At 71.4% G+C, this 25,373-nt stretch carries 26 protein-coding genes; 7 read left to right on the forward strand and 19 right to left on the reverse strand.

What is annotated here, in order from left to right:
* Positions 1-195 precede the first annotated feature (195 nt).
* The 3 genes from CA984_RS26170 to CA984_RS26180 all read left to right on the forward strand — a co-directional run bounded on the left by CA984_RS26170 (position 196) and on the right by CA984_RS26180 (position 5,777).
* Complete coding sequence (locus CA984_RS26170) at positions 196-2,052, forward strand: M6 family metalloprotease domain-containing protein (RefSeq protein ID WP_242676174.1); 1,857 nt, start codon at positions 196-198, stop codon at positions 2,050-2,052.
* 166 nt (positions 2,053-2,218) lie between these two features.
* Positions 2,219-4,780, forward strand: a complete 2,562-nt coding sequence (locus tag CA984_RS26175) for a tetratricopeptide repeat protein (protein ID WP_108724623.1) — start codon at positions 2,219-2,221, stop codon at positions 4,778-4,780.
* Positions 4,781-4,976: 196 nt separating this feature from the next.
* Positions 4,977-5,777, forward strand: coding sequence for a tyrosine-protein phosphatase (locus CA984_RS26180; RefSeq protein ID WP_086576202.1), 801 nt, complete (start codon positions 4,977-4,979; stop codon positions 5,775-5,777).
* 35 nt (positions 5,778-5,812) lie between these two features.
* Here CA984_RS26180 and CA984_RS26185 read toward each other — a convergent pair whose 3' ends face one another.
* On the reverse strand, positions 5,813-6,850 hold the full coding sequence (locus CA984_RS26185) for a Gfo/Idh/MocA family oxidoreductase (protein WP_086576203.1): 1,038 nt from the start codon (positions 6,848-6,850) through the stop codon (positions 5,813-5,815).
* Positions 6,843-7,751 carry a proteasome assembly chaperone family protein gene (locus tag CA984_RS26190; RefSeq protein ID WP_086576204.1) on the reverse strand — a complete coding sequence of 303 codons (909 nt, stop codon included), beginning with the start codon at positions 7,749-7,751 and terminating at the stop codon, positions 6,843-6,845. Before CA984_RS26190 ends, CA984_RS26185 begins: the two co-directional genes overlap by 8 nt.
* 102 nt (positions 7,752-7,853) lie before the next feature.
* On the opposite strand from CA984_RS26190, the gene CA984_RS26195 reads away from it, so the two are divergent.
* Together CA984_RS26195 and CA984_RS26200 are read left to right on the forward strand one after the other, a co-directional pair.
* The gene (locus CA984_RS26195) at positions 7,854-8,246 is read left to right on the forward strand and encodes an ankyrin repeat domain-containing protein (protein WP_086576205.1); all 393 of its coding nucleotides are present in this window, start codon (positions 7,854-7,856) and stop codon (positions 8,244-8,246) included.
* A 70-nt stretch (positions 8,247-8,316) separates the two neighbouring features.
* Positions 8,317-9,309 (forward strand): 4-epi-cubebol synthase, encoded by a 993-nt coding sequence (locus CA984_RS26200; RefSeq protein ID WP_341351728.1) that lies wholly within the window; start codon positions 8,317-8,319, stop codon positions 9,307-9,309.
* Here CA984_RS26200 and CA984_RS26205 read toward each other — a convergent pair whose 3' ends face one another.
* Positions 9,310-11,367 (reverse strand): ATP-binding protein, encoded by a 2,058-nt coding sequence (locus CA984_RS26205; protein WP_242676175.1) that lies wholly within the window; start codon positions 11,365-11,367, stop codon positions 9,310-9,312.
* A 227-nt stretch (positions 11,368-11,594) separates the two neighbouring features.
* Between CA984_RS26205 and CA984_RS46460 the strand changes: the two genes are divergently transcribed.
* On the forward strand, positions 11,595-11,762 hold the full coding sequence (locus CA984_RS46460; protein ID WP_012893301.1) for a hypothetical protein: 168 nt from the start codon (positions 11,595-11,597) through the stop codon (positions 11,760-11,762).
* 101 nt (positions 11,763-11,863) lie between these two features.
* Here CA984_RS46460 and CA984_RS26210 read toward each other — a convergent pair whose 3' ends face one another.
* The 13 genes from CA984_RS26210 to CA984_RS26270 all read right to left on the reverse strand — a co-directional run bounded on the left by CA984_RS26210 (position 11,864) and on the right by CA984_RS26270 (position 22,169).
* Positions 11,864-12,175, reverse strand: coding sequence for a gas vesicle protein K (locus CA984_RS26210; protein ID WP_086576219.1), 312 nt, complete (start codon positions 12,173-12,175; stop codon positions 11,864-11,866).
* Between the two features lie 10 nt (positions 12,176-12,185).
* A complete protein-coding gene (locus CA984_RS26215; protein WP_086576208.1) occupies positions 12,186-12,443 on the reverse strand; it encodes a gas vesicle protein in 258 nt (85 codons plus the stop codon).
* Positions 12,433-13,254: a GvpL/GvpF family gas vesicle protein gene (locus CA984_RS26220; protein WP_086576209.1), complete on the reverse strand. Its 822-nt coding sequence runs from the start codon at positions 13,252-13,254 to the stop codon at positions 12,433-12,435. Before CA984_RS26220 ends, CA984_RS26215 begins: the two co-directional genes overlap by 11 nt.
* Positions 13,229-13,867 (reverse strand): gas vesicle protein, encoded by a 639-nt coding sequence (locus tag CA984_RS49345; protein WP_242676176.1) that lies wholly within the window; start codon positions 13,865-13,867, stop codon positions 13,229-13,231. The genes CA984_RS26220 and CA984_RS49345 overlap by 26 nt, the downstream gene beginning before the upstream one ends.
* Before the next feature lies 1 nt (position 13,868).
* Positions 13,869-14,300: a gas vesicle protein GvpO gene (gvpO, locus tag CA984_RS26230; protein ID WP_207621038.1), complete on the reverse strand. Its 432-nt coding sequence runs from the start codon at positions 14,298-14,300 to the stop codon at positions 13,869-13,871.
* A 4-nt stretch (positions 14,301-14,304) separates the two neighbouring features.
* Positions 14,305-14,577, reverse strand: a complete 273-nt coding sequence (locus CA984_RS26235) for a gas vesicle protein GvpG (RefSeq protein ID WP_086576210.1) — start codon at positions 14,575-14,577, stop codon at positions 14,305-14,307.
* Between the two features lie 3 nt (positions 14,578-14,580).
* Complete coding sequence (locus CA984_RS26240; protein WP_086576211.1) at positions 14,581-15,393, reverse strand: GvpL/GvpF family gas vesicle protein; 813 nt, start codon at positions 15,391-15,393, stop codon at positions 14,581-14,583.
* A gap of 1 nt (position 15,394) precedes the next feature.
* On the reverse strand, positions 15,395-15,808 hold the full coding sequence (gvpJ, locus tag CA984_RS26245) for a gas vesicle protein GvpJ (RefSeq protein ID WP_086576212.1): 414 nt from the start codon (positions 15,806-15,808) through the stop codon (positions 15,395-15,397).
* A gap of 42 nt (positions 15,809-15,850) precedes the next feature.
* Positions 15,851-17,089 (reverse strand): SRPBCC family protein, encoded by a 1,239-nt coding sequence (locus tag CA984_RS26250; RefSeq protein ID WP_086576213.1) that lies wholly within the window; start codon positions 17,087-17,089, stop codon positions 15,851-15,853.
* Positions 17,090-17,094: 5 nt separating this feature from the next.
* A complete protein-coding gene (locus CA984_RS46465; protein WP_165781412.1) occupies positions 17,095-17,715 on the reverse strand; it encodes a hypothetical protein in 621 nt (206 codons plus the stop codon).
* A gap of 377 nt (positions 17,716-18,092) precedes the next feature.
* Positions 18,093-19,004, reverse strand: a complete 912-nt coding sequence (locus tag CA984_RS26260) for an ABC transporter permease (RefSeq protein WP_165781413.1) — start codon at positions 19,002-19,004, stop codon at positions 18,093-18,095.
* Positions 19,001-21,589, reverse strand: a complete 2,589-nt coding sequence (locus CA984_RS26265; RefSeq protein WP_086576214.1) for a CocE/NonD family hydrolase — start codon at positions 21,587-21,589, stop codon at positions 19,001-19,003. Before CA984_RS26265 ends, CA984_RS26260 begins: the two co-directional genes overlap by 4 nt.
* A 58-nt stretch (positions 21,590-21,647) precedes the next feature.
* Entirely contained in the window at positions 21,648-22,169 is a 522-nt protein-coding gene (locus CA984_RS26270; protein WP_086576215.1) for a GNAT family N-acetyltransferase, read from the reverse strand.
* Between the two features lie 109 nt (positions 22,170-22,278).
* On the opposite strand from CA984_RS26270, the gene CA984_RS26275 reads away from it, so the two are divergent.
* On the forward strand, positions 22,279-23,436 hold the full coding sequence (locus CA984_RS26275) for a hypothetical protein (protein WP_086576216.1): 1,158 nt from the start codon (positions 22,279-22,281) through the stop codon (positions 23,434-23,436).
* Here the strand turns inward: CA984_RS26275 and CA984_RS26280 are convergent.
* The 3 genes from CA984_RS26280 to CA984_RS49065 form a co-directional block, all read right to left on the reverse strand.
* Positions 23,394-24,425: a copper resistance D family protein gene (locus CA984_RS26280; protein ID WP_086576217.1), complete on the reverse strand. Its 1,032-nt coding sequence runs from the start codon at positions 24,423-24,425 to the stop codon at positions 23,394-23,396. The two genes, CA984_RS26275 and CA984_RS26280, sit on opposite strands and share 43 nt — an antisense overlap.
* On the reverse strand, positions 24,422-24,988 hold the full coding sequence (locus tag CA984_RS26285) for a copper resistance CopC family protein (RefSeq protein ID WP_086576218.1): 567 nt from the start codon (positions 24,986-24,988) through the stop codon (positions 24,422-24,424). The genes CA984_RS26280 and CA984_RS26285 overlap by 4 nt, the downstream gene beginning before the upstream one ends.
* A 245-nt stretch (positions 24,989-25,233) precedes the next feature.
* Positions 25,234-25,373, reverse strand: a 140-nt coding sequence (locus tag CA984_RS49065; protein ID WP_341351729.1) for a carbohydrate-binding protein, incomplete at its 5' end; no start/stop codon positions are given.

The raw sequence follows: 25,373 nt of genomic DNA on the forward strand, positions 1-25,373 counted from the left end.
GCACCACCGCTGCGATCAGTGCTTTCAGTAACCTGGGGGGTCGAGTCACGACAAATGACGCTATAGATCGTTTTAGCAGCGATCAATCATCTTCTGTAGGAAGGTCATCTGTCAGGTGTAGGAAAACACACCACGGCGCGGCCCGCCGGTGCGACATTTGAGATCGACCCGCAGAACTGGAAGAACCCGGACCACATGACGTGGGCCGACTACAAGAAGCCGCCGGGCACCAGCTGGGCCGATCCCGCGGTCAAGGGTTCCAAGCGCACCTTCCGCGGCGCGCTGGTCCTGCTCGACTACCCCAACCAGCCGTTCGTGGTCACCCAGCCCCAGGGGTCGACCGTCTTCAAGAACCCCAGCGCCGAGGCCCACGACATCCCACGCGAGCAGGTCGCCGGGTTCTACAAGGACTTCCTCAACACCCCCAACCAGCTCAACCGCGGCCACACCATCCACGAGTACTGGATGGAGGACTCCGGGGGCCGTTACGGCGTCGACCTGACCGCCTTCGGCCCGTACCAGATGCCGGGCAAGTCCCACGAGTACGCCATGGAGTTCCAGGCGGGCACCGGCTGCCCGGCGGGCGACAGCTGCAACAAGAACATCAGGACCGACGGGCGGGCCGCGTGGGTCGGCGCCGAAGGTCCGGAGATCCCCGCCGGGTTCGACTTCGTCTTCTTCCTGAGCGCAGGCCAGGACGAGTCGGCCACCTGGCAGGAGTTCGGGCCGATCAAGTTCCCGGCCAAGGAGGCGGTGACCGACGACTTCGGCCCACCGGACCCCGCCCTGCCCAACTGGGCCGCGACCCGGTACGTGGAGTGGACCTCCTGGGCCTCGGCCTCCTCCATCTGGCCCAACGCCGGAGGCGGATCGTCCACCCAGGCCGAGAGCTCCGGTCAGGGCGTCTACGCCCACGAGCTCAGCCACATCCTCGGCATCGGCGACAACTACAACAACCCGTTCGGGGTGCCGCCGCGCCGGGCCTACACCGGTATCTGGGAGATGCTCAGCCGGGGCAGCTTCAACGGCCCGGGCGGCCCGCACAGCCGCTGGATGATCCCGCCCACCGGCGGCGGTTCCATGGGCGCTCAGCACATGCTCCGCAACAAGATCAAGCTTGAGATGGTGGACGAGCAGAACGTGCTGCGCCTGTCCCGCGGGGCGCTGGCCGACTCCGGTCTCGTCGTGGCCAAGGTGACCGCCCGGGTGGCCCAGCCGGGACCGACCGGCCTGTCCGGGGTCAACATCGCCTTCGGCGACGGCGACCGGAGCCCCGCCTGCGCCGTCGCGACCGACCCGCTCTGCGACGGCGGCGGCTACGACAACTACACCGTCGAGGTCGTCGACCGGATGGGCGCCGACTCCTTCACCCCCGACTCCGGCGTGCTGCTGGCCAAGACCAAGAACCAGGACCGCGCGCCCTTCGAGTGGGTCGTCGACGCCAACCCCCAGGACATCGGCATGACCGACTACGTCCTGCCCGACGGCACCGCCGTGCCCATCACGATCGGCGACTACCGCCAGCTGTCGGACGCCCTGTTCCACGCGGGCGCCGACTCCGGGTCCGAGTTCGAGTACGTGGACGAGGCCAACAGGCTCCACTTCTACGTCCTCGACCTGCAGCGTGACCGCAAGGGCATCCTGTCCTACACGGTGGCCGTCCGCTCCCTGGACGGCGCCGGGCCGCAGAAGCGCGGCGTGAAGCTGCTGCCCGCCGCCGGGATCCCCGACGGCAAGGGCCTGTCCTCCTGCCGGTTCCCGCTGTTCAACACCGGCAGGTCCGCTCCCGCCCAGGGGCAGCACCCCGAGGACGTGAGCGCCTACCTCAAGAGCGACGTCTACCGGCTGTCGGCCACCGTCGAGGGCGGCGGCTGGACGGCCTCCGTGCCCAACCGGCTCGCCACCGCCGGCTTCGGCAAGCAGGCACTGGTGGACGTCAAGGCCCAGCGGGCCTCCGGGGGCAGCCGCCTGGCCAAGGTCACGCTGACCGCCACCTCCGAGAGCGACCCGTCCAAGACCGCCAAGGCCACCTGTCACGTGATCGGCCTGTAGAGGGCACTGCGGAAGGCCGCAGAACTCCCGGAAGGGCGGTGGCGGGGTACGGCGGGCCCGCCGTACCCCGCCACCGCCGGCCGGGCGTCTGGTTGAATCAATCTTGAGACACGTCGGCTGGGTCGGGGGGCCGCGGGCGTGCCGCGGTTCTCTCCGAGGGGTGTGGATGCCCGGGCCGTCAAACGTGCCTGATCATCGTGGTCCGCGACCGTCGAGGCGGTCGATCTCGCTGGCGGCCCCCGCCGCGGCGGGCATCGCCGCCGCGGCGGCCAGCATCCTGGCCACGTCGCTGGACGTCTGGGACCTGCCCACCGAGGCCAAGGTCGGCGTCACCGTGCTCGCAGCCCTCCTGGTCGGCCTGCTCACCTGGGCGACCGCCGGCAGCCGGGCGGAGAAGCCCGCGGGAGACGGCCCGTCCTGGCGCCCGCCCGACCAGTGGCCCCCGGTCTCCGCGCACTTCACCGGGCGGACCGAGTCGCTGGCGGAGCTGCGCCGGGTGTTCGCCGGGCACCACCGCGCCCGTGGTAGCGACGAGGACAACGCGCCGCTGGTCGTCTCGGTCTACGGCAGGGGCGGGGTGGGCAAATCCATGCTCATCGCCAGGTTCGGGCACGAGGTCGCCGACCGCTTCCCCGACGGACGCCTCTACGCCGACCTGCGCGGCGCGGTGGAGGCGCCGATCCAGCCCGAGGAGGTGCTGATCGGCTTCCTGCGGGCGCTGGGGGTGCGGCTCACCACCGACCCCGGCGGCCCGGCCGAGCTGCGCAAGCTCTGGCTGACGTGGACCAAGGGAAAGCGCATCCTGATCGGCCTGGACAACGCCCAGGACGGAGACCAGGTCAAGGACCTGATCCCGGCCGAGCCGGGATGCGCGGTCATGATCACTTCGCGGCAGCCGCTGTTCCTGCTCAACACCTACGACAGGCAGCTCTCGGTGTTCAGCGAGGCGCAGGGCGTGGAACTGCTGGCCCGGCTGGCCGGGGACGACCGGGTCGCCGCCGACCTGGAGTCGGCCCGGGAGATCGTCCGGATGTGCGACCACCTGCCGCTGGCCATCAGCATCTGCGGCGGCCGTCTGGCGACCCGGGAGAACTGGACCCTGCGCGAGCTCGCCGACCGGCTGAGGGACGAGCGCCGCCGCCTGGACCACCTCGAACTCGCCCGCAGGCTCGACAAGAGCGTGCGCGCCTCGCTCCAGCTCAGCTACGACGACTGCACCGGCCTCCAGCGCCGCCTGCTGCGCCTGCTCAGCCTCCTCACCGCCCCCGACGTGCCCGGCTGGGTGGCGGGGGAGCTGCTGGCCGCCTCCGAGCTGGACGGGGCCGACCAGCTCGAGGCGCTCATCGACACCCAGCTCGCCGAGTGCTCGGGCGTCGACTTCTCCGGCGTGATGCGCTACCGGCTGCACGACCTGGTCCGCATCTTCGCCCACGAGCTGGCCGTCTCCGACGAGGACGACGATCACCGCAGGGCGGCCATCGAACGGGTCCTGTCCGGCTACCGCCGCCGGGCCGAGACCGCGGCCATGGCCCGCTGGCCCCAGGACTGGGGCCGCAGCGGCAGGAACGCCGACCCGGCGACCACGACCGTCGCCCAGGCGTCGGCGGCCGACTGGCTCAACGCCGAGCGGCTGACCATGGTCGCCATGATCAACCAGGCCCGCGCCCTGGAGATGTGGGACCTGGCCTGGGGCCTGGGCCGCGCCTTCTGCTCGCTCTGCCACTCCCTGCGGGCCTACTGGTCCGACTGGCGGTCGGTCGCCGAGATCGTGTGCGAGGCGGCGGCCCACATGGACGACCGGCGGGCCCTGGGCATCGCGCTGCTGGACCGGGCGGCGGTGAGCGGCGGGCAGGGCAGCCACGAGGTCGCCAGGGCGGACGCCGAGCGCGCGCTGGAGATCTTCACCGACCTGGGCGAGTCCTGGTGGTCCGCGCGGGCGATGCGGGCGGTCGGCATGGCCCTGTTCAGCGACGGCAACCTCGACCAGGGCCAGGGCTACCTCCTTGAGGCGATCACGGCCTTCAAGGGGGAGGAGGACCGCTGGTGGTCGGCCAGGACGCAGCGCAACCTAGCCGAGCTCCGGCTCGCCCAGCGCAGACCCGAGCAGGCCAGGAAGCTGCTGGAGGACGCCCTGCGGGTGTTCAAGCACGACCGCAACCGCTACTCCGAGGCGCAGACCCTGCGCGCCTACGGGGAGGTGCTCGGCGCGATCGCGCGAACGCTGCACGCCCAGGGGGAGACCAGGGCCGCCGCGGAGGACTTCACGCGGGCCGGTTTCAGCCTGGACCGGGCGGCGGAGACGTTCCGGCTCAGAGGGGAGCTCTGGGAGGAGGCCAGGTGCCTGCGCGCGGCCGGTGAGGTCGGCAACCCCGCCGACGGGCTCCGCGAGCTGACCTACGTACGACGGGCCACGGAGATGCTGGCCGCCCTCGGCGACTCCTGGGGCGTGGCCCGGAGCGAGCTGTCGGCGGGACGCGCCCACAGCCGGCTGGGCCGTACCCGGGAGGCGCGGGAGGCGCTGGAGCGGGCCGTGCACGCCTTCGAGGAGCTGGGCGACCGCTGGTGGATGGCCCGGAGCCTGCGCTACCTCGGCGAGGCGCACCTGGAGGCGGGCGACCACGCGGCGGCGGTCTCCCCGCTCAGACAGGCCCAGGACATCTACCGGAGCCTGGGCAACCAGGCCGGGATGGGCCGCACCCTCGAACTCCTGCGCCGCGCGGGGGAGTGAGCCGGCCCGGCCGCGACCGCGTGCCCCGGCGGGGGCGTCACCGGTCGCGGCGCCGGGCGTCCGGCGGGGGTGTCAAGGTCACGGCGCCGGGCGTCCGTCCTCAGCCGTGGCCCGCGCGACGCGGGCGTCGCCGTTGCGGCAATGAGCACCCGGCGTTAACTGCGCGGCCATACCACGCCGTATAGGCTCATGAGTGATGAACGACTTCACGCGATGGATTGATCTTGAAGGTGCCGTCAACGTGCGCGACCTCGGCGGGCTCGCCACGGTGGACGGCGGGACCACGCGCTCCGGCCGGGTCTACCGGTCGGACAACCTGCAGGGACTGACGGAGCGCGACATCGAGCTGCTCGTCGGCGAGCTGAAGCTCCGCCACGTCGTCGACCTGCGCTCCGGCGCCGAGGTGTCCCTGGAGGGCCCCGGGCCGCTCACGACCGTGCCGGAGGTGAGCATCCACCACCACACCCTGTTCGCCGAGGGGGGCAGGCACACCGACGTCGAGGCCGACACGATCGACGCCGACAAGGTGCTGCCCTGGCAGGAGCGGGTCGAGGAGGAGGATCTCGCCGAGCTCAGGGTGACCGGCTTCTACTACTCCTACCTGCGCGACCGCCCCGACTCGGTGCTGGCCGCCCTGCGCGTCATGGCCAGCGACGATGGCGCCGCCGTCGTGCACTGCGCGGCGGGCAAGGACCGCACCGGCGTCGTCTGCGCCCTGGCCCTCGAAGTCGCCGGGGCCACCCGGGAGGCGATCGTCGCCGACTACACGGCCACCGGCGAGCGACTGGAGGGCATCCTGGCCCGCCTGCGCTCCAGCCCCACCTACCGCGACGACCTCGACTCCCGCCCGGCCGACGACCACCGGCCGCGCCCGGAGTACATCGAGCAGTTCCTCCACGTCCTCGACGACCGTTTCGGCGGGCCCCTGCCGTGGCTCGCCTCCCAGGGCTGGACCGAGGCCGACTCCCAGGCGCTCCGCTCCCGCCTGCGCGACTGACGTCGCCCGCGAGGGATCTCGGTCCCTCGCGGGTCTCAGAGGGCGACGACCCGGCGCTCGGCGGCCGACCGGCGGGCGGCCTCCAGGACGGTGAGGGCCTCGACCACCTCTCCGGGGTCCACCGGCGGCGGGGCGCCGTCACGGAGGCTCGCCGCCACCGCCCTGTAGAAGCCGGCGTAGGCGCCCGGTTCGGTGCGGACGGGGCGGCCCGTCTCGTCGGTGCCCAGGGTGCCCCACCGCTCCCGCGGCTCCTCGCCGAAACCTGGGGAGTCCGGGGTGAGACCGGCGCGCAGCTGGTCCTCCTGGACGTCCAGGCCGTGTTTCACGTAGCCGGCCTGCGAGCCCAGGATCCGGAAGCGGGGGCCGAGCCGGGGCGCGACCGCGCTGGCCCACAGGTGGGAGCGGGCGCCGCCGGCATGGGTCAGGGCGATGAAGGTGTCGTCGTCGGAGGCGACCCCGGGACGGCGGATGTCGGACTCGGCGTAGACGTGGGTGACCGGGCCGAGCAGGCGCAGAGCCTGGTCGACCAGATGGCTGCCGAGGTCGTAGAGGAGGCCGCCGATCTCCTCGGCGCCGCCGAGCTCGCGCCAGCCGCCCTTGGGGGTGGGCCGCCAGCGCTCGAACCGCGACTCCAGCCGGCTCACCGTGCCCAGCTCCCCGGAGGAGACCAGCCGCTCGGCCGTCAGGAAGTCGCCGTCCCAGCGCCGGTTCTGGAACACGGTCAGCATCAGGCCGAGATCGCCCGCCAGTCGTACCAGGTCGCGGGCCTGCGCCGCGGTCGCCGCCAGCGGCTTGTCCACCACCACGGGCAGGCCGGCCTTCAGGGCGGCCTCGGCCAGCGGGACGTGGGTCCGGTTGGGGGAGGCGACCACGATCAGGTCGCTGGAGTCCCACAGCTCGGCGGCGTCGCCCACCGCCCGCGCGCCGTACTTCTCCCGGACCTCGGCCGCGCGCCCGGGGTTGCCGGTCACCACGGCCGACAGGCTCAGCCCCGGGGTCGCGGCGACCAGCGGGGCGTGGAAGAACGCCCCGGCCACGCCGTACCCGATGAGGCCGACGCGCAGGTCAGTCACCGCGCTGCTCGTCGCGTTCGGCGAGGAAGGCCTCGAACTGGGCGGCGAGCTCGTCGCCGGTGGGCATCTCGGAGGGCTCCGCCATCAGGCTCTCGCGCTCGGAGCCGGCGGCGAACGCGTCATACTGCTGTTCGAGGCCGGTGATCGCGGTGGACAGCTCGTCGGAGGCCTCGATCTGCTCGGCGATCTCGGTGTCGGTGCTCTCCGCGGCCTCGCGCAGGCTCTCCAGCGGGAACACCAGCCCGGTGCTCCTGGTCACCGCCTCCAGGGCGGTCACCGCCGCCGCGGGATACTCCGCCTGGGCCAGGTAGTGCGGGACGTGCACGGCGTAGCCGAGGGCGTCGTGACCCTCGGCGCCGAGCCTGAACTCGATCAGGGCGGCCACGCTGCCGGGCACCTGGACCTTGCCGAAGGCGCTGGTCTGGCCGGTGACGAGCTCGGGGCGGGTGGCGTGACCGGTGACGCCCAGCGGGCGGGTGTGCGGGACGGCCATCGGGATGCCGTGGGTGGTGACCAGCTTGCTCACCTTCAGCCGGGTGGCCAGCGCCCCGAGGGCGGCGGTGAACAGCTCCCACTCGCGGTCCGGCTCGGGGCCGGTGAGCAGCAGGAACGGCGTGCCCGTGGTGTCCTTGACCAGGTGGAGGGCGATCTCGGGGCTCTCCACGCTCACCCACCGGTCGGTGTCGAAGGTCATGATCGGCCGTCGGGACCGGTAGTCGAGCAGGCGGTCCACGTCAAAGGTCGCGACGACCCGGTGCTCCAGCTCGCCGAGCAGGTGGCCGATGGCGAGCCGTCCGGCGCCACCCGCGTCCACGAACCCGTCGAAGTGGTAGAGCAGCACCGGATCGGTCAGCTCAGGGACGTCTCCGCTGAGCCGGTAGAGATCCGTCGGGTCGAACACCGTGTTCCAGCCTTTCGTCGGTCGTCTCTTCACATGAACCCGTGGGGTGCCCGGTGAATTCCGCCTACCCGCGGCGATCACAGGGCACCCTATCGGGGCACAATGGATCCCATGCAGCCTGACCCGGAGCTCGAGGAGTTCGCGACCCGCCTGTTCGACCTGGCCAGGACCGGGCAGACCGGGCAGCTCCGCGCCTACGTCGAGGCCGGGGTCCCGGTCGACCTGTGCAACGACCGGGGCGACACGCTGCTGATGCTCGCCGCCTACCACGGTCACCCGGAGACGGTCCGGGCGCTGACCGCGCTGGGCGCCGACCCGGGACGGGCCAACGACCGGGGACAGACGCCGCTGTCCGGCGCGGTCTTCAAAAAGGAGCCCGAGGTGGTCCGCGCCCTCCTGGAGGCGGGCGCCGACCCGGACGCGGGGAGCCCCTCGGCGACGGACGCGGCCCGGATGTTCGGCCAGGACGAGTACCTCAAATGGTTTGGACATTAATCCTTATTTAGGACCCGTCATTACTGTCAGATATATATGAAAGCACTCAGAGTTAGGCCATTCTTGACGGGTGGGAACTACTGCTACGCACAGGTTCAATCAGCCCCTCCGTCTGCCTCCGCTTCTCTGTCCCTTCCCGAGCGAAGTCAATCCCCATGTCGAGCAGGTCGACAAAGAGACCCTCGAATGGCTCATCGACTCGGAAATGCTGGACGACGCCGGGACGGTGGAGCGCTACAGACAGGCGAAGTACGGATGGTTGTCCGCCCGGACATATCCCTACGCCGAGCACCACACCCTCCGGCTGGTGAGCGACTGGTGCGTGTGGCTGTTCGCCTTCGACGACGCGTTCTGCGAGTCGGACAGGCGCGCCGCGGAGATCGCGCGCGCACTGCCGCAGTTCTACGCCGTCCTGGAGGATCTGGACGCGGGCTCCGAGGTCGACGACGTGTTCGCCAAGTCCCTGCTGGAGATCAAGGGCAGGATCGCCGCCTACGGCGACGACGAGCAGCTCGACCGGTGGCGCAACGTCACCAAGGACTACCTGTTCGCCCAGGTGTGGGAGGCGGCCAACCGGGAGGACGAGGTGGTGCCCTCCCTGGACGACTACATCTTCATGCGGCGGCGGACCGGGGCCATGCTCACGGTCTTCGCCCTCATCGACGTCGCCAGCGGCCGCAGCCTGAGCGCCGACGAGTGGCGCCACCCCGGAATGCGCGCGATCACCGAGAGCGCCAACGACGTCGTCGTCTGGGACAACGACCTCATCTCCTACGCCAAGGAGCGCGACAGCGGCAACTCCCGCAACAACCTGGTGAACGTGCTGGCCGAGCACCGGCACTACTCCCGGCAGGAGGCGATGGAGGAGATCGGCGAGATGCGCAACCAGGCCATCGCCGACATGGTGGCCGTACGCCCCTCGCTGGAGGCGCTCGGCTCGGAGGCAGTGCTCGCCTACGTGCGCGGCCTGGAGTTCTGGGTCAGCGGCAGCGTCGACTACTCGCTGACCAGCTCCCGCTACACCGACGCCTGGCGGGCGGCCCGGCAGCGTCCCACCCGGTGATCACATCTGGGGGAGCGGGTCGTCCGACTCCTGGTCGCCGAGTGCGAGCTCGATCAGCTCCTCCAGATTCAGCTTCTTGCCCTGCGCGAACGCCTCCTCGTGCGCCTGCTCGCCCAGGACGCGCTTGCACTCCTTGACGCACCGGTCGTGCTCGGCGTTGAAGAACGGCGAGTTCATCTGGGGCATCCCGAAGGTGCGCCAGTTCGCCTGACCGGCGCCCATCAGCCGGGCCGCGAGCACCGGCTGCCCGTCGTCCAGCGCCTGCTTGGCCACCACCTCGATCGCCAGGCCGATGCCGAGCACGTCGTGGAAGTTGCGCTTGAGCCGGAGCGCCTCGCGCGCGTTGGCCATGGACTCGGGGGCACGGCCCATCGCCTGGTGGACGCTGGCCAGCGCGTAGATGGCGTAGGAGCGCAGCCACAGCTCGCCGCGCTGGGTGCAGACCGCGATGCAGTCGCGCAGCAGCACCTCGGCCTCGGCCGGGTCGTTCTGCATGAGCAGCACCATCGACAGCTCGACGATCGAGGGGAGCAGCCCCGGGTTGAGCTCCCGGCCGCTCTTGTGGAACTCGATCGCGACGCCGAGCAGCGCGCTGGCCTTCTGCAGGTCGCCCTGGAGGAACGCGGCCGTGCCGAGCATCTTGGTGGCCAGGATGACCGCGCCGGAGTCGCCCACCCGGACGGCGTCCGAACTGCACTTCTCCGCCGCGTCGACGGCGCCGGAGATGTTGCCCTGCGCGCTGTTGATGTAGGAGAGCACCCACAGCGCCTTGCACCGCTCCGGAGTCGGCTGGGACGTCAGCTCCAGGGTCTTCTCCAGATAGAGCCTGCCCTCGCGGGCCAGCCCGCAGGCCACCCACATGAACCACAGGGAGGACAGCAGCTTCAGCCCCGACTGCACCTCGGAGGGGTTGCGCAGGCAGTAGTCCAGGGCCACGCGGATGTTGTCGTGCTCATGGCGCATCCGGACGTACCAGTAGACCTGACGGGCGCCGGACCAGGCCTCCTCGCTCCTCGTGGCGAGCTGCAGGTAGTAGTCGCGGTGCCGCTCCCGGACGGCGGCGGTCTCGCCGAGCTTCTCCAGCCACTCCTCACCGTACTGGCGCAGGGTGTCGATCAGCCGGTAGCGGTGTCCCGAGGGTGTGCCGTCGCTCAGCAGGATGGACTTCTCCACCAGGCTGGCGACGAGGTCCATGACATCCTCGGCGGGCAGGCTCTCCCCGGAGCAGACGTAGCGGGCGGCGTCCAGCTCGAAGTCGCCGGCGAAGACCGACAGCCGGGCCCACAGGAGCCGCTCCGCGGGCTCGCACAGCTCGTGGCTCCAGCCGATCGCGGCGCGCAGCGTCTGGTGGCGGGGCAGCGCCGTACGGCTGGCGCCGGCGAGCAGGCTGAACCGGTCGGCCAGCAGGCCGAGGATCTGCTCCACCGACAGCGCCCGCATCCGGACCGCGGCCAGCTCGATGGCGAGCGGGATGCCGTCCAGGCGGCGGCAGAGCTCGGCCACGGGGCCGATGTTCTGCTCGTCCAGCATGAAGTTGGGCACCACCGCGCCCGCCCGCGCGGTGAAGAGCTGCACCGCCTCGTTGCTGAAGACGTCTTCTCCGGGCGAGTCGCCGGGGACGGTCAGCGGTGGGATGGTGACCGTGTGCTCGCCCCTGGCGTTCAGCGACTGGCGGCTGGTCGCCAGGATGGTCAGGCCCCTGGCGTTGCTCAGCAGATCCTCGAAGAGCGCGGCGCAGGCGTCGACCAGATGCTCGCACGTATCGATGATCAGCAGGATCTCGCGGTCGCCCAGCCACTCGACCAGCGTCTCGTCCGCCGAGCGGGAGGACTGGTCGGCGATCCCGAGCGCCGAGGTGATCGTGTGCCTGACCATCCCCGAGTCCTGCAACCGGGCCAGGTCGGCGAACCACACGCCGTCCTTGAACTGGCCGCGCATCAGGTGCGCGATGCGCAACGCCGTGCGGGACTTGCCGACACCGCCGATGCCGGTCACCGTGACCAGGCGATGCTCGCGGAGCCGCTGCCTGAGGGTGGTCAGCAACCTGGTGCGTCCCACGAAGCTGGTTAGCTCGTTGGGGAGATTGCCGTCTCGCCGCCATCCTGATGGCGTTGCCATGGCCGCCTCACGGGGGGTAGCTGACACTGCATCCGCATCGTACCCGCCGGACCCCCCGGCTGTCCTTGGCGCTGCGGGGCTACGGTGGCGGGCTTTCCGCCGAGGGGGAGACACGCCTTGCACCCGATGGAGAAATGACTCACCGTCACGGTGGCTAGCATGGAGGCGTGACATCGCATGAGCCTGACGACCTGCGCCCCGTCGACCTCTCCGACGACGGGCCGCCTATCCTGCCCGACCAGACCAGCGACGACACCGACCTGGGGTGGGGCGACTGGCGGGAGCCGGACGACGACGCCCGGTTCCTGGAGGACCGTCCGCCCCACTGGGGCTAGCCGCGCCCGGGGGCGGTCGCGGGACGTGCCCGGGGGAGCCGCGCGACCGCGGCCGGCCGGGCCCGGACCGGCGCCGCGAGCCCGGTCGGTCCACGGCCCGGTCAGTCCACGGGGAGAAGGGTCCCCAGGGGGCCGAGGTCGAGGTTGAGATCGGACGGGGACAGGTCGAAACGCTCGCACAGCTCGGCCATGGCCTCTTCGAGGCGCATCAGGGTCAGCCCCAGCGTCTCGATCTGCTCGTCGGACAGGTCCCCCTGGTCCATCCGCCGCACGCACTGCCGCTCCACCAGCTGGCGTACGAGCTCGACGAGGGTGAGGACGAGACAGGTCAGATCCCGCTCGACCCGCTCGGGGTCGGTCTCGACGCGCCAGCGGCCCGAACGCGCCGTGTCCGGCGCCGCCGCGGCGCTCACCGCGAGAGGCTCACTCCCGGACCGGTTCATATCCGTTCCTCCCATGCTCGTTCTTCCGTTCGGTCGTGAAGGACCCGTTGACGGAGGTGATCAGTACGCGCAGCGAGATGCGCACGAGGTCGATGTCGGCGATGGAGAGGACGAGGTCCCCGGTGACGACGACGCCGCCGGCCAGCAGCCTGTCCAGCAGGTCGACAAGTGCCACCCGCTCGGGCGGAAGACGCCCCTCCGCGGCCAGCGCGGCGCCTCGCGACCTCTCACCCGCCATCGCGTGACTCCGGATCACCGGCGTCGAGGTCCAGGTCGAGGGCGGTGAAGGAGTAGGGCGCCCAGGGGCCGGTGAGCTCCACGTCGATCCCCTCCCCGCGGAGGGTGTCGAGGACGGCGGCGAACTCGTCGCCGCGTCCGTCGTCGACGAGGTAGGCGCCGTTGAGCAGCATCCACTCGTCGCGGCCGGACAGGCTCGGGTCCTGGGGCCTGTGGCGCCGGCTCGCGACGGCGACGGCCGCCAGCGACGTGTGGATGCGCTCGGCCTGGGAGGCCGCGCGCCGCCAGGCGTCCTCCCGGCCGCGCAGGCTCGCCTGGCGGCGTTTCAGGTAGGCGATGCCGGGACTGTCCGCCTCCAGGGCGTCCCCGCCCTCCGCGCCGGCAGGTTCCGCGGCCTGCCGCACGTATGCCTTCACCCCCCACTCCTTCCGCCCGGTGACGCGGGAGAGCAGCGTGACGAAGTCGTCGTGCCGCCGTTCCAGCAGCTCGCCCACCTGTTCCTGGCTGCTGTAGACGGTCACGAGCCGGATGGGCGCCGTCGCGGCCTTCTCCGCCACGACCTCCACGACGTGGTGGTGGGCACGGGCCGTTCCGCCCACCCAGTCCAGGTCCTCCAGGGAGCGCCGCAGCGGCTCCTCCCCGAACTGGTCCAGCGGCACGGTACTCACATAGGCGACGAGCCCGGCGCGCTCGATCGTCCACACGGGCGTGCCGGCCACCCCCGTCAGACCGGCCGGGTGGGGACGGCCCACGTCGCGCGCGACCGCGTAGACGTACGTGCCGAAGTCAGCCACCGCCGTCCTCCGCTCCACGCGGCCGTCTCCTGGCGGTCCTCCGCCGGGACCCGACGGGACGGCGCTCGTCCCGCTCGTCGCGGTCGCTCCGGTCGCTCCGGTCCTCCCGGTCGCTCCGGTCGCTCCGGTCGCTCCGGTCGCTCCGCTCGTCACGGTCGCTCCGCTCGTCACGGTCGCTCCGCTCGTCCCACTCGTCACGGAGTCCGTCCCGGTGCTCCCTGCCGCCCGGCTCGTCGTGGAGCTCCTCCCGGCGGTCCCGGCCCTTCTCGAGCTCTCTGCGGTCCCTGTCCGAAAGCTCTCCCCGGTCGCCCTCCGCGGCGACGAGCCGTCTGCGGAGCCGGCGGTTCTCCTCGACCAGGTCACGGTCCTTCGAGCTGAGCCACGGATCGTGCTCCCACCAGTCGATGCCCAGCTCCCGGGCCGTGTCCACCGAGGCGATCAGCAGCCGCAGCTTGATCGTGAGCAGCTCGATGTCCAGCAGGTTCACGCGGATGTCCCCCACGATCACCACGCCTCTGTCGAGCACCCGCTCCAGGATGTCGCCGAGGTTGGTGGACGACCCCTGCCGGGCGGGCGCCCTGCCGCCGTAGCCCTGGGTCATCGGGGAACCGGAGCGCACGGGATCGGCCATCTCAGTGCGCCTCGCCGTCGTCGCCTCTGCCGCGCTTGTAGCGCCGCGTCCTGCGGTAGGAGAGCAGGTTTCCCTCACGGTCCATGTCGATCTCGTAGAGCGCCAGGATGTCGCCGGAGGAAGGGACGCGGCGGTCCTCCACGACCTCGATCCCGACCCGCCAGCCGTCCTGCTCCGGCTGTACGAAGACGACGCCCTCAGCCTCGCGCCCGGTCAGCTCGGCGATGTGACGCACCCCGGCCCGGCCGGCGGTCACCGCGGAGAGGGCGCGCCGGCGGGTGCCGGAAGGCTCCTCCGTCTCTTCCTCGTCCGTGATGTCCTCGTCCTCGTCGAAGGCGTCGTCCTCCTCGTCGAGCGGCGCCTCCTCTTCTTCCTCGTAAAGGTCGTCGGAGACGTCCGCGTGCTTGTCATGGGTTCTACGGCTGACGGGCACGAGGTCACTCCCCCTCTCCGCTTCTCTCCGGCGCGTCCGCGCCGGAGAGGTCCGGCTGGACCACCATCTGTTCGAGGATCTCCGCCGTCGCCCGGGCCTCCTCCTCCTCGGAGATCTCGCCGGAGAGCCTGGCCTCCTCCAACTCCTCCAGCCGGCGCCGGACCGCCGCCGGATGCCGCATTTCGAGCTCGGCCTGCTCCTGTATCAGCTCTCCGATCCGGATGAGCGCGCGGATCGGCGCGAACGGCAGGCCGATGGTCAGACCCAGCAGGTCCATCTGTCATCCCCCCTGTCCCGGCGCCACGACGAAGTCGTACGGCGCCAGCGGGCCGAGCAGGCGCAGATCGATCCGGCCCGCCCATCGCTCGCCGAACTCGTCCAGGACCTTCTCGAACTCCGCCCGCCGGTCGGTGTCCACGAGGACGGCCACATGCGCGGCGTCCTGCTCGTGGGTCGGCTCACGCACGACGACGCCGACACACGTCGGAGCGAGGGCGTCGACCAGCGCTGCCGTGTCCGCGTCGCGCTTGGCCGCGACCGCCTCGCCGATCATCTGCCCGAGCTGGATCCGCGCGTCCCAGGTCGCCTCCTCCGGCCGGCCGCGGATCTCCTCGCGCAGCCGGGCGGCCTCCGGGTCCTCGGCGAGAACCTCGCCGATCACCACCCGCTCGACGTACCGGCCCTTGACGACGTACTCCGCCCGCCCCTCCAGCTCTTTCAGGGCGGCGAGGAAGTCGTCGTGGTTGGGGCCCAGCAGCTCCTCGACGACCGCCTCGGAGTTGGACACCACCGCCCCGAAGCGGAACGGGAGCACGGGCACCTCGGCCGCGGTGGCGTCCAGCAGCCGCTGATGGGCCAGCAGGTCGTCCGGCCTGCCGAGCGGGCGGTCCAGGACGATGTCACTCACCAGCGCGGCGATCTCGCCGTGCCGTACCAGTTTGATCCGGCCGGGTGGGTCACCCACGCCCCGGGTCTCGGGATCCAGCTCGACGTCCGCCGGCACGACACCGTAGACGTAGGAATTGCTGTCCTGGTCACGCCGGGCGGTCTCCCCGGCCTTGGCGGTCCTGGTCTTTCCGGTAGAGCCGGGCATCTCACTCCTCCTCTCGCCGCCGCCGTTTGCGGGGCGCCGGTTCGGGCTCCTCCTCGAGCTCGCCGACGATGTCGCGCAGTTTCTCTCCGGCCGTTTCCAGTGCTCCCTGGGCGATCCCCTTGGTCTTCGACTTGCTCACGCCCTGTGTCGTGTCCTGCAGGACTTCAGGCAGGCCCTTTCCTCCGGTCTGCGTGAGATCCAGCCGGTTCGTGGCCTCCGCGAAGCGGAGGTAGGTGTCGACGCTGGCCACGACGATGCGCGCGTCGATCGTCAGGATCTCGATGCCGACGACGGAGACCCTGACGAAGGCGTCGATGACGAGGCCCTTGTCGAGAATCGTGTCGATGACGTCGGCCAATCCCGACGAGGACCCACGACCGCTAGCCCCGCCACCCGAAGGCTGCACCATGGTCATCCGCTGTCTCCTCGGCTCTGTGCCCGCTCTCCGGCGGCCGGGTCATGCGCCTCGGGCGGCGGCCCGGCGGCGGGCGGGGCGTGGAGGCGGCCTGTCTTCCGTCTCCGCCTCCGCCTCACGGCGCCGGCGACGCACCGGACGTCTTCTCTGCTCCGGCTCCTCCTCCGGCTCCTCCTCGGGCTCCTCCTCCTCGGGCTCCGGCTCTTCCTCCTCCTCGGCCTCCCCGCGCTCCTCCTCGGGCTCCTCTTCCTCGGCCTCCTCGGGCTCTTCCTCGGGTTCCTCTTCCTCGGCCTCCCCGCGCTCCTCCTCGGGCTCCTCTTCCTCGGGCTCGCCCTCCTCGGGTTCCTCCGCCGCCCCCTCTTCCTGTCCGGGCTCCTCGGGTTCCTCCTCGGGCCCCTTCTCGCGCTCCTCCTGCTCCTGCTCCTCGCGGAGCGCGGTCTCCTGGTCCTTGACGACCTTGCTGTCGCGTATCTCGCCGCGCCAGCCCTCGATCTCGTCGGGATGGAGCAGCGCCTGCATCATGACGTGCCGCCGGAAGTGCTTGAACTCCAGGCGGGCCCGCCGGCCCTGGGCGCGCCAGAGGTTGCCGGTGCGCTCGAACAGGCCCTGCGGGTGGTATTCCAGCACCAGCAGGACCCGCGTCATGTCAGGGGAGAGCTCATGGAAGGTCACGGCGCCGTCGACGTAGCCCTTGGCACCCTTGGAGCGCCAGATGATCCGCTGGTCGGGCACCTGCTCGACGATCGTCGACTCCCAGACCCGGTGGGACCAGAAGACCTGCGCCTTCCACGTCGTCTTCTCGTCGGACTGCTGGTCGACCCCTTCGACCTTCTTCATGAAGCTGGGGAAGTCCTGGAACTGGGTCCACTGGTCGTAGACGAGTCTCCGGGGGGCGCCCATGTCGAGCGACTCGATGATGTTGGTGAACTTGAGCTTCTTCCCCTTGCCGCCCTTGCCACCGCCGGTGATCTTCTGCATCAGGCCGCCGGCCGCCATTTTGGCCGCTCCCTTGAGCCCGGCGGCCACGGGATGCTTCGATCCGATCACCGACCCTATGAGGCCCAACGCGCCGGATCCGCCCGATCCACCTGAATCGTCCGATCCGCCGCCCCCCGCGTAGTCGGTCAGCCGGCTGGTCAGGCCGCCGATCTTCTCGGTCGCCGACGACAGGATCCGCTCCCCGAGCGCCTCGGCGAGGTTCCGCAGTTCCCGGGTGAGCTGCTCGACCGGGAGGAACTGCTCGCTCTCACGTTCCGGCTGGTCCTTGGAGTCCTCGGTCATCGAGCTCACCCCCGTGCCCGGCGGACGGGCCGGCTGCGCGCGGGCGTCGTCTCACGCTGCACGCCGCCACGGCGCCTGGCTCCCCTGGGCCTCGGCTCCTCTTCCTCTTCCTCCTCCTCGGGCTCCTGCTCCTCGCGGGCCCTGGCGGCCGGCCGGCGGCGGGAGGCAGAGGGGCGGCGCCTGGGAGCGGGTTCCGGCTCCTCCTCCGGTTCCTCCTCCTCGGGCTCTTCCTCCTCTTCGGGCTCCTCCTCCTCAAGATCCTCTTCGTACTCCTCTTCCTCTTCCTCGGGCTCCTGCTCCTCGCGACCCCTGGCGGCCTGCCGGCCGCGGCGCCTGGGAGTGGGCTCCTGCTCCTCTTCTTCGCTCTCCTCGGCCTCCTGGGGCTTGCCGGGTCTCCGGAGCATGTCCGCGCGCTCGTGGAGCTTGGAGGTCAGCGTGTCGACCTGCTTGGTCGCCGCGGCCTTGGCCGCGGCCTTGCCGACCTCGAACAGCTCTCCCCGGACGCTGTCGACGATCTTCTCCAGCTCCGGGACGGTCCCGAGCTTCTTCAGCGCCTGCTGCACCAGGTCGCTCCCGCTCGCGCCCAGCCGGCCGGTCGCGCCAGCCGCCGCCAGCGCCACCGCCATGCGTAGTCTGCGATTCCGGCCAAGAAGATAGCCCGCACCGACGGCCAGGGCTATCTGCGCTCCGCATTTCACGATCACCACTCCCCAATCGATCGCTCCGCCTTGGGTTCCGTCCATCCGCGAGGCTTTGATCGGCCGGTCGGACGGGAGGGAAGACGTCGTCAAGGACTGACGCCTGTCGCTGTGAAGGTGCCGGAAGCATCTCGCTTCCGAATCAGCCGTTTCCTACCCTGGAGCGTGATAAAGAAACGCATATAGGTAAAAAACGGACATAGTTCGCCCGAGGGGAAAGACTTCCGGGCGAACTATGCGGGCGGCGCTCCAGTGCCAATACTTCGCTGCGAATGCGTCAAGGATCAGAAAGCGGCCTTGAAGCGTTAAGAAACGACATCCTTCCGCCGGAACCTGCGGAAGGCGAACGCGATCAGGATCGCCGAGTAGGTGACCGAGACGGCCACCCCCTTGAGCATGCCGCTGTAGTCGGGCTGCGGGGCGAGGGCGTCCAGCCAGGCCGTGTTCCAGAACGTCGGCAGGAACTCCCGGAGCGAGCCGAGCGCCTTCACCGCCTGCAGGATGCTGCTCACGATCACCAGGCCGACCGCCCCGCCGACCGCGCCGAGCGGGGAGTCGGTGCCGGCCGAGAGCAGGAAGGCCAGTGCGGCGACCACGAACTGGCTGATCAGGGCATAGAGGATCACGACCCCGAAGCGGGGCAGCACCTCCAGCGCGGCGATGGTCTCGCCGGTGCCCGGCACACGGACGTCGTTCCAGCCGAAGGCGAGGGTCCCGGCCAGCAGCGCCATCAGCGGCAGGCAGATCACCGCCGCCGCCGAGTAGCCCATCGCGACGATCAGTTTCTGCCGCAGCAGCCGGTCGCGGGGGATCGGGGCGGCCAGCAGGTAGCGCAGCGAGGACCAGCTCGCCTCGCTGGCCACGGTGTCGCCGCAGAACAGCGCCACCGCGACGACCAGCAGGAAGCTCGCCGACACCGAGAGGGCGAACGCGGCGAAGTTCAGGCCGCCCTCGGTCGCCAGGTCGGAGATGCGCAGCGTGTTGCCCGGCTGGCCGGAGCCGGCGCCGACCTTGAAGGCGATCACCAGGATCCACGGCAGCGCGAGCAGCAGGCCGAACATGACCAGCGTGCGGCGGCGCTTGAACTGGCGGACCACCTCCACCATCAGCGGCAGCGTCCGCCCGGCCAGGTAGCCGGGCGCCGAGCCGTCCCCCGGGGAGCCGGTGCTCGCCGGGGAACCGGCGAGAGCCGTACCGGGGCCGTGGGTGCCGTTCAAGCGTTCTCTCCGATCAGGTCCAGGAACACGTCCTCCAGGCGGGTGCCCGAGCCGTTGGCGGCGGTACGGCCGCTCAGCAGGTCGCTCACCGGGCCGGCCGTGATGAGGCGGCCGCGGTGCATGACCACCACGTGGCTGCAGGTCTGCTCCACCTCGGCGAGCAGGTGGCTGGAGACGATGACGGTACGGCCCCGCGCGGCATAGGCGATCAGGACCTTGCGCATCTCCCTGATCTGGGGCGGGTCGAGACCGTTGGCGGGCTCGTCGAGGACCAGCAGGTCGGGCAGGCCGAGCATGGCCTGGGCGATGGCCAGGCGCTGGCGCATGCCCTGGGAGTAGGTCCGCACGGCGCGCTCCAGCGCGCCGCCGAGCCCGGCGATCTCCAGGGCCTCGGCGAAGTGGGCGTCCTCGGTGGGACGGCCCGTCGCCTTCCAGTAGAGCTCCAGGTTGGCCCGGCCGCTCATGTGCGGCAGGAAGCCGGGGCCCTCGACGAAGGAGCCCAGCCGGGACAGGACGGGGGCGCCGGGCACGATCCGGTGACCGAAGATCCGGATCTCGCCGGCGTCGGGGTGGATCAGGCCCATCAGCATCCGCATGGTGGTGGTCTTGCCCGCGCCGTTGGGGCCGAGCAGGCCGAGCACCTGGCCGTGCTCGACGGTGAAGGACAGGTCGTTCACAGCCAGTTCGCCGTTGCTGTAGGCCTTGGTCAGGCCGTTGATCCGCAGGGGGACGGCGTCCAGGTCGGGATCGTGGTCGTCCCGGCGGCGCCGGCGCCCGGAGAGCACCAGGGCCGCCGCGACCACCACGGAGGCCAGCGGCAGCGCCCAGATCCACCAGGCGGGACCGGTGGAGGGGGCCCGCAGGGTGGTGTCGGTCGGGACGGTCACGGCCGGTGCGGCCAGGCCGACGGTGTAGACGGCGGGGGTGGCCGGCGTGCTGTAGCCGAGATCGGTGGTGGTGAACGTGACGCGCAGCCGGTGCCCCGCGTCGAAGCGGTGGTCGATGGCGGGCAGGCTGACGGCGGCCTCCCCGGCCCCGCCCTCGGGCAGGGTGATCCTGACCGGGGCGGCGAGCCCCTCGGGCAGGATGGGGGCCTGGGTGTCGCCGGCCACGTCGTAGAGCTTGGCGAACAGCGTCACCTCACCCGGACCGGCCTTCTCGCCTCCGGCCCCGGGCTCGGAGCGCACCCGCACCTTCACGGTGGAGCTGCCGGTCACCTGGAGCGGGGCGGTGAGGGGGGCGGAGTCGAAGTCGGCGCTCTGCCCGGCCATGTCGACCGACACGTTCAGGTTGCCGACGCCGCTGGTGAGACCGCCGAAGCCGGGGACGGCGGAGATCGAGGCGGGGGAGCCGCCCGGCGGGTTGGCCACCTTCTGCTCGGGACCGCCGAGCGGCACCGAGGTCTGGCCGGTGCCGGACAGGCCGGGGTAGCCGCCCGAGGTGGCGTGCAGCTGGACCGGCCGGCGGGTGCCCGGGTCCCGGCCGCCGTCGCGGGTGACGGTGAACGGGCTGTTCACGGCCTCGCCGCCGGTGGCCTTCTTCAGATGGCGGTCGAACCAGCCGAGGGTCTGCTCGTGGAGCCAGTCGACCTCGCCGTTGCCGCCGTCGTGGCCGCCGTCGAACCAGGCGACGCCGACCGGGGCGCCCGTCGCGGCGATCGCCCTGGCGTTGGCGTCCGCCTGGCCCAGGGGGAACAGCGAGTCACGCTGTCCCTGGAGCAGCAGCGTCGGAATCCTGATCTTCCCCGGCACCGAGATCGGGCTGGACCTGCGCAGGGTCTCGACCGCGCTCTGGGTCGGCCGGCCGGTCTCGGCCACCTGCTGGTACATGTCACAGATCGCCGGCAGGAACCGGCCGCACCGGACCTCCTCCGCGTTCAGCGGCGGAGCGGACCGGGCGGGCCGGGCGGCGCCGCCCAGCGCGGCGGCGACCCCGGGCTCCGGCGCCGGGCCGCCCCGGCTGAAGAACAGCCCCGCCCACATCCGCTTGAACACGCCGTTCTGCGGCCCCTGGCCGGTGGCGTTGGGGAAGAGCGCGTCGGCCAGGTCGTGCCAGGTGACCTGGGGGACGATCGCGTCGATCCTGCTGTCGTGCGCGGCGGCCATCAGCGCGATGGCCCCGCCGTACGAGCCGCCCGCGATCCCCAGCCGGGGGTCGCCGGCCGCGTCGAGCTGGACCTCGGGCCGCCTGGCCATCCAGTCCACGAGCTGGCGGACGTCCTTGACCTCGTAGTCGGGGGAGTTGAGCGCGATCTGCCCGGTGGACCGGCCGAAGCCCCGTGCCGACCAGGTCAGCACGGCGTAGCCCTCCTGCGCCAGCCGTACCGCCGCGTCCCGGACGCTCTGCTTGCTGCCGCCGAAGCCGTGCGCCAGCAGCACCGCCGGAGCCCGGCCGCCACCGGCGGGCGGGAAGAAACTCGCGTCGAGCGTGACCTTCTGGTCGTCATCCGGTCCGTCGAGCACCGCGATCTTCTGGTCCTGGGCCCGTACGGACGGTGCGGACGGCCACAGCAACCAGGTCGCGACACCGACGACCAGCACGGTGACCACCGCGACCCAGGTGGCCGGTCCCCTTGCAAGCTTCATGCCGAGAGCCTACTGAGAGGAGCTGAGAGGGAACTGAGACGGCTCCGGCCGCCGGAGGTCAGGCGCCCGAGGCGGCGAGGGAGAGCCGGTAGTGCACCTCGGGGGCCGGGAACGGCAGGCCCTCGGCGTCCTTGACCAGGCCGGAGGCGGTGAATCCGAACCGCTCGTAGAACGCGCGGGCGCGGGCGTTTCCCTCCAGGACCCAGAGCCCCGCCTCCGCGTACCCCATCTCCCGCAGCCGGGCAACCGAGCGGTCCATGAGGGCCGACCCCAGCCCGGTCGACCAGTGCGCGCTGAGGACGTAGATCGCGTAGATCTCCCCGCCGGTGAGCCCCTCGTCGCGCGCGGGTCCGAACAGGCCGAAACCGGCGACCTCGCCGTCCGCCTCGCCGATCACGAGGCGGCCGGCGCCGCAGGAGAGCCTTCCCCGCCAGACCTCCACCGCCCGGGGCTCCACCCGCAGGTCGTCGAGGTAGTCCTGGGGAAGGAGCCCCCGGTAGGCGGTCTTCCACGTCTCGGTCCTGACACGCAGGACGTCCTCGGCGTCGTCTGGGTGGCCATCTCGTACAAAAGCTCCCATAGCATGTAATTATCCCGACATGAAGGTCCGCCCATGCCAATGCCTGGACGATGCCTAAGGGATGTCCCCGATTGCGTACCAAGGTAAAGGCCAGGCATCATTTCGACGCGTGAAGCCAGTCGAGAGCCTGAAACGAAGAACCACTCCAGTCGTCGAGTGGGCCCTGCCCTACTGGAACCGGGGGAAGGCCGGCCGGGAGACGCCGGAGGACCTGTTCCGGCTGCTCTACCTCGGATGGCTGGTGGCGTTCTCCTTCAAGGTGCTCGGCGCCTCCTGGGACGTTTCCTGGCACTTCAGGTGGCTCCGTGATGATCTGGCGCCGCCGCACCTGCTCAACAGCGTCGGCACGGCCATCGCCCTCGCGCTCACGATCATCCATCTCTACACCGGCTACGGCGTGGACCGCACCGCGCAGCGCCTCATCGGCTGGGGCACCGGGATCTTCCTGATCGCGGTGCCGCTGGACCTGATCAACCACCGCGTCAACGGGCTCGACATCACCTCGTGGAGCCCGTCGCACATGATGCTCTACATCGGCACGTTCCTCATGGTCTGCGGGGTGATCCGGGGCTGGTTCATGGGAGCGCCCCCCGGGCGGATGCGGACGCTGGTGCTCGGCGGGCTCTTCGTGTTCCTGTTCGAGAACGTCTGGTTCCCGGCGCAGCACCAGGAGTACGGCGTGTTCGGCATCGCGGCCTGGGACCGGGGGCAGCCGGAGGCCGAGCCCATCCTGCTGCAGTTCGCCGCCGACCAGATGGGCCGGGCGGTGGACCGGCAGATGGTGGTCAACTTCTCGCTGCCGGTGCCCGACCAGGTGTATCCGATCTACGCCGCGGTGGCTGCCATGATCGTCCTGGTCTTCGCCCGCGCGATGATCGGTCGGATGTTCTCGGCCACCGCTGTGATCGGCGTCTACCTCGTCTTCCGCACCCTGATCTGGCCGCTCCTCGCGCTCGCGGACTTCCCGCGCTCGTCGGTGCCGATCTTCCTGATCGCCGGCGCGCTCGCCGTCGACCTGGCGTTCCTGATCCGGATCCCGGTCGTCCGGGCGCTGGTCGGCTCACTCGGGGCGACGATCCTCGTCGACCAGGCGCTCCGCCTGCAGAGCGTGGCCTACCACACCCCGCCGCTGGTGACGCCCATGACCATGCTGGCCGCCGGTCTCATGCTCGCCGCCCTGTGGCTGGGTGCCGAGTGGGCCTCCACCCGGCACCACCTCCGGGCTCAGGACATGGACGCCGTGGTCAGAGCCACCGCGACACCGTAGGCCAGGCCCATCACGGTGATCTCCGCCGCCGCCCACGCCGCGACCGCCGTCCCCTGCCGCTCAGCGATGCGCGGCAGCAGGCGGAAGCGGATGTGGGCCGCGAACGGGACGAGCAGCGCCACACACGCGGTCTTGGCCACCACGAGCAGCCCGTAGTCGCTGGTGAACACCGCGCCCGGCAGCTCCACCCCCTGGGTGAGGGCCATCGTGGCCAGGCCGTTCACCAGGCCGGAGACGCCGACCAGGACCAGCGCCAGCGTCGCCAGCCTGGAGAACTTCGGCAGGACCCGGGCCAGCAGCTCACGGTCCGCGGCGACCAGCATGATGATCATGAGCAGCCCGCCCGTCCAGGCGGCCGAGCCCATCACGTGCAGCTCCATCGAGATCATGATGGGGTCGTGCCAGACCGAGTCGACCGCGTGGCCGGTGACCGGGATCGGCAGCAGGCCGAAGAAGGCGATCACGATCCGCAGCTCGGCCGGCACCTTCTCGCCGAACCGCACGGCCAGCAGCCCGATCCCGGCGTAGGTGAGCGCGCAGGCGGCGCTGAAGAGCATCCCCTGGCCCGCGCCGACGCTGTCGACGTACTCGGCGATCATCCCCGGGGTCGGGAGCGCCCCCGGGTTCAGCTCGGCGGTCTGGAACACGATGACGACCAGCGCCAGAACCGCCCACGCCCACGCGAACGTCACCGCCAGCGGCCGTGCCCGGCGCATCACCGGCTCGGTCCGCTCCGGATCGTCGAAGCCGAGCATCTTGGGCAGCAGGCTCAGCCCGACCACCGCCACCGCGGCCAGGTCCAGCAGCACCCGCAGCACCGGCAGGCCGTACTCCACCAGCGGGCCGGGCAGCGCGATCCCCGGCACCGCCTCCTCGGCGGTCAACGCCGTCGCGGCCAGCACGGCGAGCACGGCTCCCGAGACGAGGCCGCCGACCAGCAGCCTCCTGACCGTGCCCGACTCGGCGGCGCGCTCGACGGTCGCGGTCATTCCGCGGCCCCCCGCTCCCTGGTACGGCGCAGCGCCACGACGGTGGCGCCGCCCAGCACGACGAGGGCGGCGGCGATCCACAGCACCGCCATCCCGGCCCCGCCGTTCTGCGCGGCCTCGGCGGCCTGGGCGCTCAGGTCGGGAGCCTGCGGCGCGGCGGCCGAGGAGACCGGGGCCGGCTGGGACGCGGTGCCCGGGCCGGCGGCGGTCAGGGTGAAGGTGATCTTGCCGGCCACCGGATGGCCGTCGGAGGACAGGATGCGGTATCCCACGACGTACTGCCCGGCCGGTCCCAGGGGCCTGACGCCGACGGCGACCTCCTGGCTGTCGACGGCCGTCTTGCCGTCCTCCCAGCGGCTCCCGTCGGGACCGGTCACGCTGATCTGCGCGAAGCCCTGCCGTACCGGCTGGTCGAAGGTGAGTGTGATCTTCTCGGGACCGGTGGCGAGCTGGGCGCCGTCCTTGGGGTCGCTGCCGATCAGCACGTTGTGGGCCTGCGCGGGGGTGACCACGCCGAGCAGCGCGGCACACGCGAACAGCAGGACCGTGAGTAGCCGCCTCACTGATCGTGGCCTTCCGTTGGGTTCTTCATGACTCGGCCATGCTCCCATCACTGCCTCGCGCCCGGGGAATCGAGTGAGCCCGTATCCGCGCGTGCCCCGGACCGCCGTGGTCGCGGCGGTCCCCCGCTCCGCTCCGGCGGTCCGGGGCGCCCCGGGGCCCGTGGCGCGCGGACACGCCGGCGCCCGGCCGCGTCGGTGGGATGCGGCCGGGCGCCGGGGTGTTCGGCGGGATCAGGGGACGGGGCTCAGCTCAGGCGCAGCCAGAGGGCCGGGACGTTCGAGGGCTCCCAGCCCGCGGAGGCGGTGTGGGGCTGGCGGCACTCGTAGTCGGCGCCGGAGTGGGAGACCCGGGTGCCGGCGGTGTAGGCCGTGCCCGCCTTCCAGG

This window comes from Streptosporangium minutum, from assembly GCF_002149035.1.
In the GTDB taxonomy this organism is placed as follows: Bacteria; Actinomycetota; Actinomycetes; order Streptosporangiales; family Streptosporangiaceae; genus Streptosporangium; species Streptosporangium minutum.